15 protein-coding genes are annotated in these 17,646 nt (G+C 67.7%); 4 read left to right on the top strand and 11 right to left on the bottom strand.

What is annotated here, in order from left to right; genetic code table 11:
* Nucleotide 1 precedes the first annotated feature (1 nt).
* Genes BR07_RS0105540 through BR07_RS23485 form a run of 7 tightly spaced genes read right to left on the bottom strand, consistent with a single transcriptional unit; the run spans nt 2 to nt 7,584 of the window.
* A complete protein-coding gene (locus BR07_RS0105540) occupies nt 2–1,231 on the bottom strand; it encodes an MCE family protein (protein ID WP_027504571.1) in 1,230 nt (409 codons plus the stop codon).
* Nucleotides 1,232–1,287: 56 nt separating this feature from the next.
* Nucleotides 1,288–2,307, bottom strand: coding sequence for an MCE family protein (locus BR07_RS0105535; protein WP_037184706.1), 1,020 nt, complete (start codon nt 2,305–2,307; stop codon nt 1,288–1,290).
* Nucleotides 2,304–3,368, bottom strand: a complete 1,065-nt coding sequence (locus tag BR07_RS0105530) for an MCE family protein (protein ID WP_027504569.1) — start codon at nt 3,366–3,368, stop codon at nt 2,304–2,306. Before BR07_RS0105530 ends, BR07_RS0105535 begins: the two co-directional genes overlap by 4 nt.
* Entirely contained in the window at nt 3,365–4,696 is a 1,332-nt protein-coding gene (locus tag BR07_RS0105525) for an MCE family protein (RefSeq protein WP_027504568.1), read from the bottom strand. Before BR07_RS0105525 ends, BR07_RS0105530 begins: the two co-directional genes overlap by 4 nt.
* Entirely contained in the window at nt 4,693–5,553 is an 861-nt protein-coding gene (locus BR07_RS0105520) for an MlaE family ABC transporter permease (protein ID WP_027504567.1), read from the bottom strand. The genes BR07_RS0105525 and BR07_RS0105520 overlap by 4 nt, the downstream gene beginning before the upstream one ends.
* A gap of 3 nt (nt 5,554–5,556) precedes the next feature.
* Nucleotides 5,557–6,351 carry an MlaE family ABC transporter permease gene (locus tag BR07_RS0105515; RefSeq protein ID WP_027504566.1) on the bottom strand — a complete coding sequence of 265 codons (795 nt, stop codon included), beginning with the start codon at nt 6,349–6,351 and terminating at the stop codon, nt 5,557–5,559.
* 9 nt (nt 6,352–6,360) lie between these two features.
* On the bottom strand, nt 6,361–7,584 hold the full coding sequence (locus tag BR07_RS23485) for an ABC transporter ATP-binding protein (protein WP_051613163.1): 1,224 nt from the start codon (nt 7,582–7,584) through the stop codon (nt 6,361–6,363).
* A gap of 455 nt (nt 7,585–8,039) precedes the next feature.
* Between BR07_RS23485 and BR07_RS23480 the strand changes: the two genes are divergently transcribed.
* The 3 genes from BR07_RS23480 to BR07_RS27300 are packed head-to-tail and all read left to right on the top strand — an operon-like array spanning nt 8,040 to nt 13,014.
* A complete protein-coding gene (locus tag BR07_RS23480) occupies nt 8,040–9,746 on the top strand; it encodes an MFS transporter (RefSeq protein WP_081821122.1) in 1,707 nt (568 codons plus the stop codon).
* Entirely contained in the window at nt 9,743–11,377 is a 1,635-nt protein-coding gene (locus BR07_RS23475; RefSeq protein ID WP_051613093.1) for an MFS transporter, read from the top strand. The genes BR07_RS23480 and BR07_RS23475 overlap by 4 nt, the downstream gene beginning before the upstream one ends.
* On the top strand, nt 11,374–13,014 hold the full coding sequence (locus tag BR07_RS27300; protein WP_051613092.1) for an NAD-dependent epimerase/dehydratase family protein: 1,641 nt from the start codon (nt 11,374–11,376) through the stop codon (nt 13,012–13,014). The genes BR07_RS23475 and BR07_RS27300 overlap by 4 nt, the downstream gene beginning before the upstream one ends.
* Before the next feature lie 6 nt (nt 13,015–13,020).
* Here the strand turns inward: BR07_RS27300 and BR07_RS0105490 are convergent, their stop codons facing one another.
* Nucleotides 13,021–13,524, bottom strand: coding sequence for a DUF2505 domain-containing protein (locus BR07_RS0105490; protein ID WP_197027737.1), 504 nt, complete (start codon nt 13,522–13,524; stop codon nt 13,021–13,023).
* A 7-nt stretch (nt 13,525–13,531) separates the two neighbouring features.
* Nucleotides 13,532–14,818 carry an aminotransferase class I/II-fold pyridoxal phosphate-dependent enzyme gene (locus BR07_RS23465; RefSeq protein ID WP_081821120.1) on the bottom strand — a complete coding sequence of 429 codons (1,287 nt, stop codon included), beginning with the start codon at nt 14,816–14,818 and terminating at the stop codon, nt 13,532–13,534.
* Between the two features lie 299 nt (nt 14,819–15,117).
* On the opposite strand from BR07_RS23465, the gene BR07_RS0105480 reads away from it, so the two are divergent.
* Complete coding sequence (locus BR07_RS0105480) at nt 15,118–16,293, top strand: acyl-CoA dehydrogenase family protein (protein ID WP_231476216.1); 1,176 nt, start codon at nt 15,118–15,120, stop codon at nt 16,291–16,293.
* Between the two features lie 9 nt (nt 16,294–16,302).
* On the opposite strand, the gene BR07_RS23460 is transcribed toward BR07_RS0105480, so the two are convergent.
* Nucleotides 16,303–16,902, bottom strand: coding sequence for a class F sortase (locus tag BR07_RS23460; RefSeq protein ID WP_051613091.1), 600 nt, complete (start codon nt 16,900–16,902; stop codon nt 16,303–16,305).
* A gap of 13 nt (nt 16,903–16,915) precedes the next feature.
* Nucleotides 16,916–17,617 (bottom strand): CHRD domain-containing protein, encoded by a 702-nt coding sequence (locus BR07_RS0105470; RefSeq protein ID WP_027504563.1) that lies wholly within the window; start codon nt 17,615–17,617, stop codon nt 16,916–16,918.
* Nucleotides 17,618–17,646 lie beyond the last annotated feature (29 nt).

Below are 17,646 nucleotides of genomic sequence, written 5' to 3'. Positions count from 1 at the left end.
GTCACTCCCCTTCCGCAGGAATGTTCAGGCCCGGAAGCTGCAGGTCGTCGACCCGCGGCGATTCGACACCGGGCACGGTGCCGGGCTCGACGTTGCGCTGGATGTTGTCCGCACTGAGCAACCCGAACGGCAGGACCAGCGTCGGCGTCTTCACACCGGCGACGGCCTGGTCGATGATCGCGCCGCAGTTGTCGACGATCGGCTGCATCTGACGGCCGAGCGCCTCGAACTGCGGATCGCCCGGGCGCAGCTTCTGCAGATCGATGAGACTGCAGAAGAACGTCTTCGGATCCTGGAACTCCTGGAAGATCAGGCGCGCGTCCAACGATCCGGACTCGGCGTTGTAGGAGTTCGCGACGTTCGCGACGGCCAGCGGCAGCAGCGTCAACGTGTCCGCCAGGTTCTGGCGGTTGTCGGCGAGCAACTGCGTGGTCGGAGCGAGGTCGTCGAGATCGTTGGACAGCTGGTCCCGGTTGTCCCGCACGAAGGTCGCGACGTCACCGAGCGTGACCGAGAGCTGGTTCAGCGCGAGACCGAGGTTCTCCCGCTCCCCCGCCAGGAAGCTCGTCAGCGAGGACAGCTGATTGTTGAAGGCACGCACCTGCTGGTCGTTCGCCGACAGTGCACTGACGAACGTCTGCAGATTCTGGATCGTGCCGAACAGATCGCCGCGGTACGAGTCGAGCGTCTCGACGGCACCGGAGAGCTGGGTCAGCGAATCGTTCAGCGCCTCACCGTTTCCGGCCAGGTTCTGCGCGCCGGTGGTCACGAGGTCGGAGACGGCGCCGTTCTGGTTGGCACCGTTCGGTCCCAGCGCGGCCGACAGCTCGTCGATGCTCTTGTACAGCTCGTCGACCTCGACGGGAGTGGCCGTGCGCTCGCGTGGGATCACGGCACCGGACTCCATCTTCTCGCCGCCGGTGTACGCCGGCGCGAGCTGGACGTAGCGGTCGGCGACGACGGACGGCGCGAGCTGGACGGCGCGGGCATCGGCGGGGATGTCGACGCCGCGATCGACGCGCATGTCGACCTGCACCTGATCGCCCAGGCCCTCGACCTTGGTGACGGTGCCGACCTTGACGCCGAGGACGCGAACCTCGGTGCCCTCGTACACGCCGACCGTCTTGTCGAAGTACGACGTGATGGTGGTGGTACCGAGGCGGGTGAAGGCCCACCACAGCGCGAACACGACCAGCACCACGACAGCGACGACGGCAGCGATGATTCCCAGGTTGCGCTTGCTGAAGAAGCCGCCGTTCGACGGGGCTTCCTGGTCGGTGGATGCGGTCACTGGCCTGCTCCCGGACTACGGACGGGATCCACACCGAGGGTGCGAATCGGCTCACGGTATCCCGGAATGTCCGGGAGACCGGGCGGGAAGGTGTTGACGATGACCTGATCGAACCAGCGGCCGTTACCGACGATGTTGGTGTACAGCCGGACGAACGGCGAGTACAGCTTGATCGCCTCGGCGATGTTCTGGTTGTTGGTCTTCAGGGTGTCGATGACCTGACCCAGCGACTGGAGTGCGGGCCCGATCTGTGCCTCGTTGTCGCGGATCAGACCGGTCAGCTGAGTGGACACCCGCTGCGTGCCGATGAGCAGCTGCGAGATGGACTGCTGCCGATTGTTCAACTCCTGCAACAGGACCGAGGCGTCACCGATCAGCTTGGTGAACTCCTGGTTGCGGTCGGCGAGGACCTGCGTCGTCTTGTCGGTCGCGGCGAAGAGCTTGCTCAGCTCGTCGTCACGGGAGGAGATGGTCTCGGACAACCGCGTGACACCGTCGAGCGACGCGCGGATGTTCTCCGGCGTCTCGGAGAACGCCTGCGACAGCGTCTCCATGCTCGTCGCGAGCTGCGTCGTGTCGATGTCGCCGGTGGTGCGGGCGGCGTCGGAGAACGCGTCGATGACGTCGTAGGGGGCCGTCGTGCGGTCGATCGGGATCGCGTCGCGCGGGTTCAGCCGCTCCTCGCCCTTGGGCTCGAGCGAGAGGAACTTCTGTCCGAGCAACGTCTTGATCTGGATGGACGCCGACGTCTTGTCGCCGACCCACGCGTCACTGACCGTGAACTCGACCTTCACCTTGTCGCCGTCGAGGGCGACGTCGGTGACCTTGCCGACCTTCACGCCGGCGATCCGCACCTCGTTGCTGGCGCGCAGACCGGCCGCTTCGGAGAAGTTCGCGGTGTACTTCGATCCGGCACCGATGATCGGCAGCGAGTCGAGGAAGAACGCGGACAGCGTCGCCATCAGGATGATGAAGATGCCGAGGGCACCCAGCACCGCGGGCTTGCGTTTCGTCACGAGATACCTCCTGCGGCGCAACGCTTCGCGGAGTTGGTGTACAGCGGCTGATTGATGGTGGGCAGTCCTGTCGGGAGGTTGAGCTGCGGCGCGTAGCCCGGCCCGGCGACGATGTCGATGCCGCACAGGTAGAACTGGAACCACGAGCCGTAGCTGGCGACGCGGATCAGCTTCTCGAGCTTGACCGGGAAGTTCGACAGGATGTTGTCGAAGTCCTGCTGCCGATTGTTGATCTTGGTCGACAGTCCGTCGATCGACGAGATGGCCGACTGGATGGACGGACGGGTCGGCTCGAGCAGATCCGCTGTCGCGTCGGTCAGACCGGCCAGCGAGGTGACCGCCGAGCCGACGGTGTCACGATCCGCCGACAGCCCCGACACCAGCGCCTGGGTGTTCACGATCAACTGGTCGAGTTCCTTGTCGTGCTGGTTCACCGTGTCGAGGACCCCGTTGAGGTTGTCGATGACCGCCCCGATGACCTGATCCTTGTCCGCGACCGTGTTGGTCAGGCTCGCGGTGTCGCGCACCAGATCGCCGATGGTGCCGGACTCACCCTGGAAGACCTGGATGATCTCGTAGGACAGCTTGTTCACGTCGTCGGCCGTCAGCGTCTGGAACAGCGGACGGAAGCCGTTGAACAGTGTCGTCAGGTTCACCGCGGGGGACGTCCGATCGAGCGGGATGGTGGCTCCGCTGGTGATCTTCTCGCCCTGGTCGCCAGTGCCCTGCTCGAGCGCGATGTAGCGCTGCCCGATCAGGTTCCGGTAGCGGATGGTCGCGGTGGTGGAGGCCGGCAGCCATTCACGCTCGGTCAGCGCGAAGTCCACCTGAGCCAGGTCACGCTCGTGGATCTCGATCTTCTCCACCTGGCCGACGCGCACGCCGGCGATGCGCACCTCGTCGCCCTCGTTGAGCGAGGAGACGTCGGTGAAGATGGCCGAGAACTTGGTCTTGCCGGACCCGGCCCCGTTGGCGATGGTCAACGCCAGGGCGGCCGTCGCCAGAATGGTCACCACCGCGAAGACGATCAGCTTGATCAGCGGTGCCGCTAGGCCTCTCATCGCACACTCACTTCCGTGCCGCGGAGCGCCGGAGCGCCCACCAGGGTGGTCCACGCGGGGACCTGGTCCGGCGAGATGCCGGAGCCTCCGCCGTAGACCACGGCCAGCGTGTCCCGTTCGATGTCCGATCCGGCGTAGGCCGCCGGGACGGGCGACTGCAGCGGGTTGGGCAGCGCGCCGGGGTCGACCGCGGGACCGGGGTTGCGCGACGGCACCTGGTAGGAGCCGTCGTTGACGCCGCTGCCCGGGTACTGCGGGAAGAACTTGCCGGGTGTGGTCACGTTCTCGAAGCACGACGGGCCACGGGTGTCGAACAGTCGCGGCTCGTCCTGGTTGGGGATGTAGCGCCCCTTGGGGTTGACGAAGTTGATCGACGCGCGGACGCCGGGGTACGCGTCGTCGACCGAGAGGATCTTCTTCGCCTCGTCGGCGACACGGACGAACTCGGTGAACGTGCAGCCGAACGACGGGGAGAACTCGGCGAGCAGTTCGAGCGCCTCGCGGGAGTCCGCCGCGATGGACACGATGGACTCGGCGTTGGTCTGCACCAGGTCGGCCAGCGAGCCCGACGACGCGGTGGCGCTCGCCAGGAGCGTGGTGACGTCGTTCTGCTTCTCCACCACCGTGTTCCCGGTGACGCGCAGGTTGTCGAGCGCGTCGATCAGATCCGGAGCCGCGGTCGAGTACGTCTCCGACAGGTCCGCGATGCCGACGAGATCCTGCTGGATGTTCGGCAGCTCGTCGTTCAGACCCGAGAAGATCTCCTCGAGCCGGTCGAGAGTCAGACCGAGCCGCTCGCCGTTGCCCTCGAGAGCCTGCGACAGCGCACCGAGCGTGTTGGCGAGATCCTGCGGCGGGATGGCGTCGAGGAGCGGGAGCAGCGAGTCGAGCAGCTGCCCGACCTCGACCGCGTTGCCGCTGGTGTCCTGACGGATCACCGCGCCCTCGGCGAGAGGGCTGGCGCCGGCGGAGTTCTCGGGGATCTGGAGCGCGACGTAGCGCTCGCCGAAGAGCGTCTTCGGCAGCAACCGGGCGGTGACGTTGGAGGGGATGGTGCCCACGAGACCGGGATCGAGTGCCAGCTCGGACGTGACCTCACCGTTCTCGGTGGTGGCGGACCGCACCTCGCCGACGATCATCCCGCGCGCCTTCACGTCCGCGTTGGCGGGCAGCGCGTTGCCGACGGTGTCGGTGATCAGGTCGACCATGACGACGTCCTTGAACGTCTTGTTGAAGGTCGTGATGCTCCAGGCGACGAAGAGAACGACGACGAGCAGGAATCCGATTCCGAGGAGGCGACGACGTGTCGCCGACGGAGCGTGGTTCATCCGGCGACCCTCACCGTCGTCGTGGTGCCCCAGATGGCGAGGCTCAGGAAGAAGTTCAGCACCGCGACCGTGACCAGTGCGGCACGCACGGCACGACCGACGGCCACGCCGACGCCGGCGGGTCCGCCCGACGCGGTGTAGCCGTAGTAGCAGTGGATCATGATGAGCACGAAGGCGAAGACCAGCACCTTGGCGAAGGAGTAGAGCACGTCCTCCGGGGGCAGGAAGAGCGTGAAGTAATGGTCGTACGAGCCCGGTGACTGACCGTTGAAGACGGTGCTCACCAAGCGGGACGCAAGATAGGCGGACAGCAGGCCGACGATGTACAGCGGAATGACGGCGATGAATCCGGCGATCATGCGCGTCGACACCAGGAACGGCACGGACGGAACGGCCATGACCTCGAGTGCGTCGATCTCCTCGGAGATGCGCATGGCGCCGAGCTGGGCGGTGAAGCCGCAGCCGACGGTCGCGGACAGCGCGAGGGACGCCACGATGGGCGCGATCTCACGGGTGTTCACGTACGCCGACAGGAAGCCCGTCAGCACCTGGCTGCCGAGCTGTTCGAGCGCCGCGAAGCCCTGCAGACCGACGACGACACCGGTGAACCCGGACATCATCAGGATGACGCCGATGGTGCCGCCGATGACGGCGAGAGCGCCGGAACCGAACGTCACCTCCGCGAGCAGGCGGAGGGTCTCCTTCTTGTAGTGCACGGCCGTCTTCGGGATCCACCCGATCGCGCGTCCGTAGAACGACATCTGTTCACCGGCACGGTCCAGCACACCGAGCGGAGCCGAGGCCGCGCTACGGAGCCGGAGCAGGGTGCGGTCTCCACGACCACGAGCGATGGTCATCGCTCACCCTCCCTTCGCAGGGACGACCTGCAGGTAGACCAACGTCATGATCAGGTTGGCGAAGAACAGGATCAGGAACGTGATGACGACGGTCTGGTTCACCGCTTCACCCACGCCCTTCGGACCGGGATTGGGATGCAGCCCCTTGTAGGACGCGATGACGCCGGCGATGAGACCGAACACCACGGCCTTGAGCTCACCGACCCACAGGTCGGGCAGCTGCGCCAACGTGGAGAACGACGCCAGGTACGCGCCGGGCGTTCCGTCCTGCAGGATCACGTTGAAGAAGTAACCACCGGCGATGCCGATGACGGACACCAGGCCGTTGAGCAGCAGCGCGACGAGAATCATCGCGAGCACGCGGGGAACGACCAGGCGCTGCACCGGATCGATTCCGAGCACCCGCATGGCGTCGATCTCCTCGCGGATGGTGCGTGAACCGAGGTCGGCCGTCACGGCCGATCCCGCCGCACCCGCGATGAGCAACGCCACCACGATGGGACTGCCCTGCTGAACCACCGCCAGCACGCTGGCGGCACCGGTGAAGGACTCGGCGCCGAGCTGCTTGATCAGCGACCCGGTCTGCAGGGAGACCACCGCGCCGAACGGAATGGCGACCAGCGCGGTCGGAAGAATGGTGACGCTGGCGATGAACCAGGCCTGTTCGATGAATTCGCGGAATTGGAAGGGGCGCCGGAAGGTGTTGCGCGCGACATCGACCAGAAGTTCGACGATGTTTCCTGCCTGGGCCAGCGCTGCAGTGCCCGACTTGAGAATCGGGTTCTTCGTTTTAGCCATTGTTTTCGGTCAGCCCCGCGAGCCACTGGAAGGAAAACCGTCGTTCCGGTCCTGGCCGGGCTCACTCCACCCCTGGTTGCTGTAGCCCTGATTCTGGTCGTACGTCTGACCCTGGTCGTAGCTCTGGCCCTGGTCGTAGCTCTGGTTGCCGTAGGCCGGCTGCTGGTCGTGGCCCGACTGCTGACCGTACGACTCCTGGTAGCCCTGCTGAGCACCCGCGTACGCCGGCTCCGCCTGACGGCCGTCCTGGCCGTCCGCCTCGTCGAGGCTCTGCTGGATGGCGTGCTGTGCGTGCTCGGGCAGCGTGTGCATGATGCTGCGCACCCGGTCGCGACGACGATCCACGGCCTGACGACGCGGCATGCCGGGCGTGGGATCCATCTGCGGCATGATGCCCTCCACGTCCTCGACACCGCCGAGGTTGTGGCCGGCATCGGAGAGGGCCTGCTCCTGGCGCATCTGCGCCTCGTCCTTCTCCTCGCTCATGCCGATCGGCCCGATCATCGTGCCGTTCAGGAACTGCTTCACGGCGGGCTCGTCGGAGGTGAGCAGCACCTCGCGCGGACCGAACATGACGAGGTTCTTGCGGAACAGCATGCCGATGTTGTCCGGCACCGTGCGCGCGAGATTGATGTTGTGCGTGACGATCAGCATCGTCGCGTCGATCTGGGCGTTGATGTTGAGCAGCAGCTGGCTGATGTAGGTGGTGCGCACCGGGTCGAGGCCCGAGTCGGGCTCGTCCACCAGGATGATCTCGGGGTCGAGGACGAGCGCACGCGCCAGACCGGCACGCTTGCGCATACCGCCCGAGATCTCGCCGGGGAGCTTGTTCTCGGCACCGGTCAGACCGACCAGCTCGAGCTTCTCCATGACGATGCTGCGGATCTCGTCCTCCTTCTTCTTCGTGTGCTCACGAAGCGGGAAGGCGGTGTTGTCGTACAGGTTCATGGAGCCGAAGAGGGCGCCGTCCTGGAAGAGCACGCCGAACAACTTGCGGATCTCGTAGAGCTCCTTGGACGAGCACTCCATGATGTCCGTGCCGTCGACGACGATCGAACCCTCCTCCGGTCGGAGAAGGCCGATGAGCGACTTGAGGAAGACGGACTTACCGGTACCGGACGGCCCCAGGAGAGCACTGACCTCACCCTTCGGGAGCGTCAACGTGACGTCCTGCCAGATCTTCTGCACACCGAACGACTTGGTCAATCCCTCGACCGAAACCTCGACACCCATGTGGATCCCTCCCACTGCTCGTCGCACACGACGCGAACGCGTCGACACCTGTGTGCGTCGCGTCACTCTAACCCAGCCGAGTGGTCGCAACGACCACGGACCTTACCGCCCAGTAACACGTCCCCCGACCTGGCCGCAGTCTCCGGATAGAAGTGTGACCCATGAACGCCCGATTCACGAGGGAACGGCGCCGACAAGGCCGAAATTGGTGGCGGCGGTGCACGCGCGGGCGGCCCGGGCTCACGCCGCGTGGCGCGGGACGGGCGCTCCCACCTGCAGCGTCGTACGGCGTCACCGGCTCGCTGACGCAACTCTGTGACGTCACACCGACTTCTCCCGCGCTCCCGCCGTTAGCGTCGACAGTGCCGTCGTGACACCTAGCGTTGCGCTCGCGCACGACACTCGCCGCGCTGCATCCGCGGGCGGGGTCCGGGGGGAATACGGGGGATCACGCCATGGGCAGCAGCTCGAAGGACGACACGGGCACGCCCGGGTCGAGGGGGCACTCGACGTTCGGTGTCCGCACCGAGATCGGTCGGCGTCGCCAACTCGCGGCCTTCGGCGTCATCTGCATCGCCGAACTCCTCATCGTCCTCGACATGACCATCATCAACGTGGCGCTGCCGTCCATCGGCATCGAGTTGGCGACGGGCATCTCGGGCCTGCAGTGGGTCGTCGACGCGTACACCCTCACCTTCTCCGGCCTGCTCCTGGCGTTCGGCAACCTCGGTGACCGGTACGGGCGCAAGCTGTTCCTCGTCGTCGGCCTCACGGGCCTGGGCACCGCGTCGGTGATCGGTGCGCTCGGCGACTCCCTCGCCCACGTCCTGACCTCACGCTCGGTCATGGGCGTCTTCGCCGCGATGGTCCTGCCCGCCACCCTGGCCGTCATCACCAACCTGTTCCCGAAGCCGCAGGAGCGGGCTCTCGCCATCGGCGTGTGGTCGTCCATCGCCGGCGTGGCCGTCGCGATCGGACCGGTGTCGGGCGGCTGGCTGCTCGAACACTTCTCCTGGCACTCGGTGTTCTGGATGAACGTCCCCGTCGCCCTCGTCGCCGTCGTGCTCGTGGTGCTGATCGTCCCCGAGTCGAAGGCCTCGGCGGTGGGCCCGCTCGACGTGCCCGGCGTGATCCTGTCGATCGCCGGCGTCACCCTGCTGGTGTTCGTGGTCATCGAGGCACCGAACTTCGGCTGGACGTCGTGGCGGACGATCGGCGGTCTCGTGCTCGCCGCGGTGTTCCTCGTGCTGTTCGTCCAGCGGGAGCGACGCATCTCGTCCCCCGTGCTCGACGTGTCGCTCTTCCGCATCCGTCCGTTCGCGTGGCCGGCCGTGTCGATCGCGGTGGGATTCTTCAGTCTCTTCGGCTTCCTGTTCCTCATCACCCAGTACTTCCAGGGAGTGCGCGAGTACTCACCTCTCGCATTCGGCATCGCGACACTGCCCTTCGCCGCCGCGCTGGCCGTCAGCTCCCCGGTGTCGACGATCGTCGCGCAGAAGATCGGCACGATGCCGGTTCTCGTGACCGGGCTCGTCCTCATCGGCGCGGGACTGCTCGTCGCGGGCCGCGTCGAGATCGACAGCTCCTACCTGACGCTCGTCCTGCCCGCGATGCTGTTGCTCGCGGTGGGCATCGCGATCATCCAGGGCCCCGCGACGGAATCCATCATGTCCTCGCTCCCCCTCGACGAGGCCGGAGCCGGTGCAGCGGTGAACGACACCACCCGCGAGATCGGCGGCACTCTCGGTGTCGCGGTGCTCGGGTCGATCGTCGCCTCCTACTACGTGTCGACGGTGCGGCCGCTCGTCGAACGGATCCCCACCGCCATCATGAGCGAGACCGAGAAGGGCTACGCGCAGTCCAGCGTGCTCAGTGTCATCGAGATCCAGAAGCGAGACCTGCCCGCGATGTTCGAACCGCAACGCGCACAGTTGATCCTGGAGATGAAGGAAGCCGCTCTGCGCGGATCGTCCATCGCCGCGTACGTGGCGGCCGGAGCCGTGTTCGTCTGTGCCGCACTGGTCTTCTTCTTCTTCCCCGCCTCGTACCGCACCACGGGCATGCTGGCACCGCAGACTTCGGACGAGCGCGCGGTGGACCGTCTCGCCGCAACGAAGGACGTCGGCTCCGCACCGGGCGGCGGCCCGGACTCGCCGTCATGACCGGCCGACACGCCGCGCCGCCGCCGCGGTCGTCGTCCCACCTCCTCTCGTCACCGCGGCGGATGATCGCCTTCCTCGTCATCTGTCTCGTCGAGCTGCTGGTCGTGCTCGACAACACCGTCGTCAACGTCGCTCTGCCCGACATCTCCACCGACCTCCGCGCCGGCTTCACGGGGCTGCAGTGGATCGTCGACGCGTACATCCTCACGTTCTGCGGTCTGCTGCTGGCGTTCGGCAACATCACCGACCGCATCGGGCGGCGCCGCATGCTGCTGATCGGCGTCGTGGGTCTCGCCGCGATGTCGGTGGTGGGAGCGGTGGCCGACGACCTGCCGCAACTGATCGCCTCGCGCGCACTGATGGGGGTCTTCGCCGCCGCCGCGCTGCCCGCGACCCTGGCGGTGATCATCGACCTGTTCCGCACTCCCGCGGACCGCGCCGTGGCCATCGGGGTGTGGGCCTCGATCGCCGGTGTCGCCATCGCGATCGGACCGGTCTCGGGCGGGTGGCTCATCGAACACTTCACCTGGCACTCCGTGTTCTGGCTGAACGTGCCGGTCGCCGTCGTCGCGGTGATCGGCATCGTCGCCGTGGTGCCCGAATCACGCGCTGCGGCCACCGGTCCGCTCGATCTGCCGGGTGTCGCCCTGTCCTTCTCGGGGGTCTCGCTCCTGGTGTACGCACTCATCGAAGCGCCGGGTCACGGTTGGGTGACCGTGCCCACGCTCGGCGGGATCGCGGTGTCCCTGGTTCTGTTATCCGCCTTCGTCGTACGCCAGTCGCGCGTGTCCAGCCCGATCCTCGACGTGCGCCTGTTCCGGTTGCGACCCTTCGCGATGCCGGCGCTCGCGATCTCGGTCGCCTACTTCTCGCTCTTCGGGTACGTCTTCCTCATCACCCAGTACTTCCAGGGCGTCCGCGGCTACTCGCCGCTCGAGTTCGGTGTCGCCACACTGCCGTTCGCGGTGGCCCTCGCGGTGAGCGCACCGACCGCGACCTCGCTGGCACAGCGGATCGGCACCATGCCGGTGATCGTCGCGGGCCTGCTGTTGGTGGGCATCGGCATGATCATGGCGGGTCAGGTCGGCATCGACAGCTCGTACGTCGGGCTGTTGCTGCCCACGATGATCGTGCTCGCAGTCGGCATCGCCGTGATCCAGGGTCCCGCGACCGAGTCCATCATGTCCTCCGTGCCCATCGACGAGGCCGGCGCCGGCTCGGCCGTGAACGACACGACGCGGGAACTCGGCGGCACTCTCGGTGTCGCGGTGCTCGGATCCGTGACCGCGTCGTACTACAACACCACCGTCGGCCCACTCGTCGCGACCATTCCGTCGGAGATCCTCTCGGACCGCGACCGGGAGTACGTGAACGGCAGCTTCCTCAGCGTGCAGCAGATCCAGCAGTACCCGCTCCCCGAGATGTTCTCCGCGGTGCGCGACAACCTCGTCCTGTCCATGAAGGAAGCCGCGATGGCCGGGTCCGAGGTGGCGTCCTACCTCGCCGCCGCGGCCGTCTTCGCCTGCGCCGTCGTCGTCGCGGTCTTGCTTCCCCGCCACCACCGCACCACAGGAGTCGTCATGACGGACCCACAGGACATCACCCGACAGTTCAACTCGGACGAACGGTGAGCGGCCTGACCGTCGCCGTCACCGGTGCGACGAGCGATTTCGGTGCTGTCATTCTCCCTGTGCTGCTGGATGATCCGGAGATCGACCGGGTCATCGGGCTGGGTCGCCGGGCACCGCGCGTGCGGCACCCGAAACTCCGCTCGATCGCGATGGACATCCGCTCCCCCGAACTCGAGACGGCCTTCGCAGGCTGTGACGTGGTGATCCACCTGGCTTTCGTCGTGGAGGAGCAGCGCGACAAGGCCGCGATCCACGAGACCAACCTGGAGGGCTCGCGCAACGCCGTCGAGTGCGCGCACCGGGCCGGTGTGCGGTCGATGGTCATCGCCTCGAGTGTCAGCGCGTACGGACGCGAGGACCTCCCGGTACCCGTCACCGAGGAGGAGTTCCCGACGTCGGATCCGTTGCGCTACTATTTCTTCGACAAGGCAGAGGTCGAACACTTCGTCGAGTGGTGGCTGCGCCGGCACGAGGGCGGCATGACCATCTCGATGCTGCGCCCCACCTACATCGTGGGCACCCACTTCTCGAACGACGGTATCGACACCCTCACGCAGTCCGTGGTGGCCTTCCCCGATCCGGCGCAGTCCCGCTACCAGTTCCTGCACGAGGACGACCTGGCCGACGCCTTCCACCGGGCCGTCCGGACACCCGTGAACGGCCCCTTCAACCTGGGTCCGCGCGACTGGCTCGGGGTGCGCGAACTCGGTGCGATGCAGGGCCAGTTGGTGCTGCCGATCCCGCTTCGAGTCCTGCGCACCGTGGTCGATCTCGCGTACGCGCTCCGCATCCTGCCGTTCTCCAGCCACTGGATCTCCTCGGGCGAGGCGGCCGTCGACTCGACGGCCTTCGAACGCGCCACCGGATGGACCCCGACGATGTCGTCCGCCGAGGCCGCGGCCGTCATGGTGTTGCTCAACGGGCGCCCCATCCTGTCGACCCGTCACGCGCCGGTCCGTCATCACGTGTGCGAGGCGGCCCTGGACGGCGCCACTCGCCGCGTGCGGACGTGGGGCGACGTGGACCCGGACATGAAGCCCTTCAGCGCCGAGCTCGATCGCGCGGTCACCTCGTGCGAGCACCGCCAGATCCGCACGTCGACGGGCTCGGTGCACGCCGAGATCCACGAGGGGACCGACACCTCGGCCCCGACGGTCGTTCTCGCGCTGCCCCGCGGCTCCCATGCGCGGTACGCCACCGGTCTGGCACGGACACTGGCCGATCACGGCCCGCGGGTGGTGCTGCTCGACGCCCCCGGCCACGGTCTCGGTACCGGCATCCGCGGGCGCGCCGGACGCCGGGCACGAGCCGAGGCGATCGACGCTGCGGCCGGTGAGTTCGCGGGGACCGACGTTCTTCTCGTGCGGGTTCCGCGCACCAGGACCCGACGGACGGCCGCGGCCCTCCGCCGGGGAGACGACACGTTGACGGCGGTGCCGGGCACGGACGGTCTGCTCGCCGCACGGAACGGACCGCGCCTGCCCCGACGTCTGCGAGGAGTCGAACATCAGGCAGCGCAGCCGGTCTCGGGTTCCTACCGGACCGTGTCGGTGCCGCGCGGAACCACCGTCACGTCCGGCCGTGGTCAGCGCCAGGTGCTGGAGGCGATCCTGCGCGCACTCCCGCGCCGCAGATGAGAGGGCTCAGGTCCGGAGGGCGAGCCACGACTGGGTGAACTCGCGCTCGGCAGAGAAACTCTTGTCGATCTCGCCGACCATGATCTTCTCGACCACCGGACCCATCACCGGGATCGACGCGTCGACCGTACCGACGAAGTGGAGCACGCACTGCTGCGCTCCGGTCGCGAGAAGTTCGAGTTCCCCGTCGATCACCACGGGCATCCGGGCGACCCGCAGGGTGTAGTGGCCCTGCGCGGACCCGTCCTCGCGCACCGACTGCCACGACTCGGTGCACCGTGCCGACATCGACGCTCCGGCGAAGCGCTGCAACGCCTTCGGTAGTGCCGCCGCCTCGAGGTCCTGGTCGACCACCGAGGTGGTCAGGCCCTCCTCGACGCGATGCTCCACCACTCGACTGCCGCCACCGATCTCGGCGATCCGGTCCTGCCAGTATCTCTCGTCGGTGAGGGTCGCGTGCAGCACCGCGGCGGCACAGTCGTACGTCGTGCGCTGGTCGACCTGTGTCACCACCGGGTCAGACCGATGCCGGCGCCGGCGCGGCGAGCGCTGCCCCCACCTCGGCCGACGCCACCTCGGACGTGGACGAGTTCTCGCCGAGGAACAGGCCCATCTGCTCCACCACGTAGTCGAGCTGGGTGGTGGTGTGATCGGGCTGGACGCACAGACGCAGGAGTGCACCGTCGCGGGCCACCGCCGGGAACATGGCGGCGGATGCGAAGATGCCCGCGTCCCACAGCTTCCGCCACGTGTTGACGGTGCGCAGGTCGTCACGGACGTTCACGGGGACGATGGGCGAGACCATGTCCGTACCGTCCGGGAGAGGGCTCGGCGCGTGCACGTCGACACCGGCCGCCACGAGCCCGTCGTGCAGGTACCGCGCGTTCGCGAGTGTGCGGGTGGCGCGCTCGGCGCCCTCCTCGGTCTGCATGAGCTGCACGGAGGCGAGCGCCGCGCCGAGGGCAGCAGGCACGCCCGCGGTGGTGAACAGGAACGTGCGCGCATGCACGCGCATGGCGTCCACGATGTCCTTCGAGCCGGCCACGAAACCACCCGAGGACCCGAGTCCCTTGGAGAGGCAGCCCATCCGGGCGTCGATGTCGTCCTCGATACCGAACAGCTCGGCGGCACCGGTGCGCTTCGCGCCCATGACCGCGACGCTGTGCGCCTCGTCGACGAACAGTGCCGCGTCGTACTTCTCGCAGACCGCGGCGATCTCGTCGAGCGGGGCCAGGTCGCCGTGCATCGAGTAGAGACCGTCCACGACCACCATGACGACGCCGGTGGAGCGGGAGAGCTTCTCCTCCAACAGGTCCACCCGGTTGTGACGGAAGGCGCGGATGGTGGCGCGTGAGAGGCGGCAGGCATCGTAGATGGACGCGTGCGCGGCCGAGTCGACGATGATGGTGTCACCCACACCGCACAGCGCGCTGATACCGCCCAGGTTCGCCTGGTAGCCGGTCGTGAAGACTAGCGCCTGCTCGGTCCCGTGCCAGTCGGCGAGCGCTTCCTCGAGTTCCGTGTGCAGCGAGATGGTGCCGTTGAGCAACCGGCTGCCCGTGACCGTTGCGCCGTATTTGTCCAGTGCCGCAGCGGCTCCCGCGCGCACCAGCGGGTGGTCGGCGAGGCCGAGGTAATTGTTGGAACCGAGCATGATGACGCTGCGGTCCTCCACGTCGACGACCGGCGCGTTGACCGATTTCATGACGCGGAAGAACGGGTTCTGGTCGTGCTTCGTCAGCACACGATGGGCCCAGATCCTCTTGTCGTGGCGGATTCGGTCGAGCATTCTCTGCGAGCTCATGTTCGCTCCAAGATTGGGGGATCGGTACGTGACGCGAGTGCGCTCGCCGGTCCGGGAGAGCCGTGCGACGGGAGACGTCTGTGATTCGAGCCTACGGTCAGCACAGGCGGCCCGAGGGTGCCGCGACCTGTGAGTAGTTGCCAACGAACACGACTGCACTTGTGTCATGCAACAGCAGTTGAGACGGGCGCCATCGAGGCCGTCGCCGACCCCGAATACTGCGGTATCGAGTGACGTGCTGGCACGTGTCCCACACCCGTCCCAGCCACGGTCACCCTTCTTCGACGAAAGGCCGGTACGTGTCCGTTCTCGCTGACAGAGCAGCTCTCGCGTCCGACGGGACCGCGCAGCCGTCGCGGCTCATGTCCACCGAACGCGCCACGCTCCGTCGCCTGCTGCCCGCCCTCGCCACCTACCTCGAGGCCACGCCGCTGTCCGTGCTCGAGGCGCCCGGCAGCGACGCCATCGCGACGTTCCGCGACGCGGGCGGGTGCGGACTCATCGCACCCACCTCGCTCGGCGGACTCGGCGCGACCGCCGTCGAGGCACTGCGCGTCCACCGGGCCATCGGCGCGGCCTCCCCGTCGCTCGCCGCCGCCGTCACGATGCACCACCTGTCGATCGCCACGATCATCGAGATCGCCATGGCGGGTCCCGAGGAGGAGCTGCCGCTCGTCGCCGGCCTCATCGAACAGAAGTCGATCATCGCGTCCGGCTTCGCGGAGGGCGTGGGCAGCACGCTGGTGCCGTCCGTGGACGCCTACTACGACGACGGCGACTACGTCGTCAACGGCAGCAAGAAGCCGTGCAGTCTGTCGGCCTCGATGGACTTCCTCGCCGCCAGCGTCGCGACACGCGAGAAGAAGGGCGGCAAGACACGCAAGGCGGTCGCCCTCATCCCCGCGTCGATGCCCGGTGTCTCGGTGCGTCCGTTCTGGACGACGCCCGTTCTCGCGGGTGCGGAGAGCGAGGAGGTCGTCCTCGAGGACGTGCGCGTGCCGGTGTCGCTGACCATGGTCGGCGCGCTGGACGATCCGGAGGGCATGCACGAGCTCACCGGGTTCCTGTGGTTCGGCATCCTCGCCTCCGCCGGGTACATCGGCGCGGCCACCGCGCTCGTGGAGCGTCTCGTGGGACACCCGAAGGTCAGCGACAGCGTCTACACCTCGGCGGCCGCCGAACTCGAAGCGGCGATCGCGGGCCTCGAGGCCGTCGCCGCGGCGATGGACTCGGGTGAGCGCGGCGCCGACATCTCGGCTCGACTGTTGTTCTGCCGCATTGCGCTTCGAGGCGCACTACGGCGCGCGGTCGATGCCGCCGTGACAGCACTGGGCGGCATCGCGTTCATCACCGACCCGGACATCGCGTACCTGCAGTCCGTCGTGTCGGCGTTCGCGTTCCACCCGCCGTCGATCCGCGAGACCGAGTCGTCCCTCGCGGCCTATCACCGCGGCGAGAACTTCTCCCTCGCCTGAGGTGTCGCATCACCCCACGCGGGTGCCGAAGACGACGAGGTTGTTCTCGTAGGACCCGGCGTCGTCGTCGAACACTCCGGCACACGTGATCAGTCGGATCTCGTCGCGCGGGACGGCGCCGAACACGCGCGCCGTCGGGAACTCGGATTTCGCGTAGTCGCCGATGTCCGTCACCCGGTACCTGGCCTCGATGCCCTCTGTCGTGGTGACCGTGACGTCGTCTCCCACCACGAGGTCGCGGAGTCGGAAGAACACGGAGGGACCCGTGGTCGAGTCGACGTGACCGGCCAGCACCGTGGGTCCGACCTGATCGGCCGCACCGGGACGCCCGGGCCGCCCGCCGCCGGTGAACCAGCCGACGTCGTCGTGGTCCTCGGGAACCGCCATGGTGTTGTCCGGGTTCAGACCCAGCTCGATCAACGGTTCGTCCAGACCCATCTCGGGGGCCGACACCCGCGCCGGGACGAGAGGTCCCGTCTCGGACACGGTCGCGGCAGCGGGAGACGTGACGGACACCGCTGTCTCGGTGGGCGGTACGGCCGGTGGTCGCGCGCAGGCGACCACCAGCCCCACCAGGAGGAACGCACTCGCGCGCGTCGACCATCTCATCCGCGTCGGTCGATCAGGAGTTCCGCCGACGGGCGACGCCCAGCCCGACGAGGGCCGCCACGCCCAGAACGGCGGCACCGGCACCCGCGACGGTCGCGGTCGAACTGTCGGTGACGGATCCACCGGCGCCCGTCTCCACACCGCCGACGGGAATCGGGGTCAGCTGTCCGCGCACCGCGCCGGCGGCGAAGGCGGTGGTGTGACTGTCCGCGGCGAACCCGGCGGCGTTCGCCTCGATGGCCGCGAGGTCGAAGTTCGTTCCGGTGTCGGCACCGTTCGCCATCACGCCGGTCGTGAACGGCCCCTGCAGGCAGCCGCTGCTGGTGCGAGGTCCGTCGCCGACCGGGGACGGGTTCGGGAACGCGATGCGCGGCGGGCCCGCGGCACCCACTGCTGCCTGATGAATGTGCGTCGCCGTCTTCGCCGGCGACATGTAGTCGCCGGTGACGCCCTCGAGGGTGATGTCGTAGCAGATGATGTTCTCGTCCGAGTTGATGCGGAACGTGAACGTTCCGGTCGCGCCGGGCTCACCCGGCGTCGCGACGCCGTCCGCGTTCAGGACCTGGTCCGGAGTCGCCATGGCCGTGAAGGCACTGGTGAACGACGACGGTTCGCCGACCGGCGTCTCTGCTGCCGCGGGAGCAGCGGTGAGCGCGAGGAACGCCGCGGCGCCTCCCGCAACGATGATCGTTCCTCGTGCAGTGCGTGTCGTCATGGTGGTCGTACCTTCCGATCGGGATGCGC

Origin of the sequence: Rhodococcus sp. UNC23MFCrub1.1 (assembly GCF_000686025.1) — a bacterium.
Lineage (GTDB): Bacteria > Actinomycetota > Actinomycetes > Mycobacteriales > Mycobacteriaceae > Rhodococcoides.
This window is presented reverse-complemented; position numbering and strand designations above follow the sequence as displayed.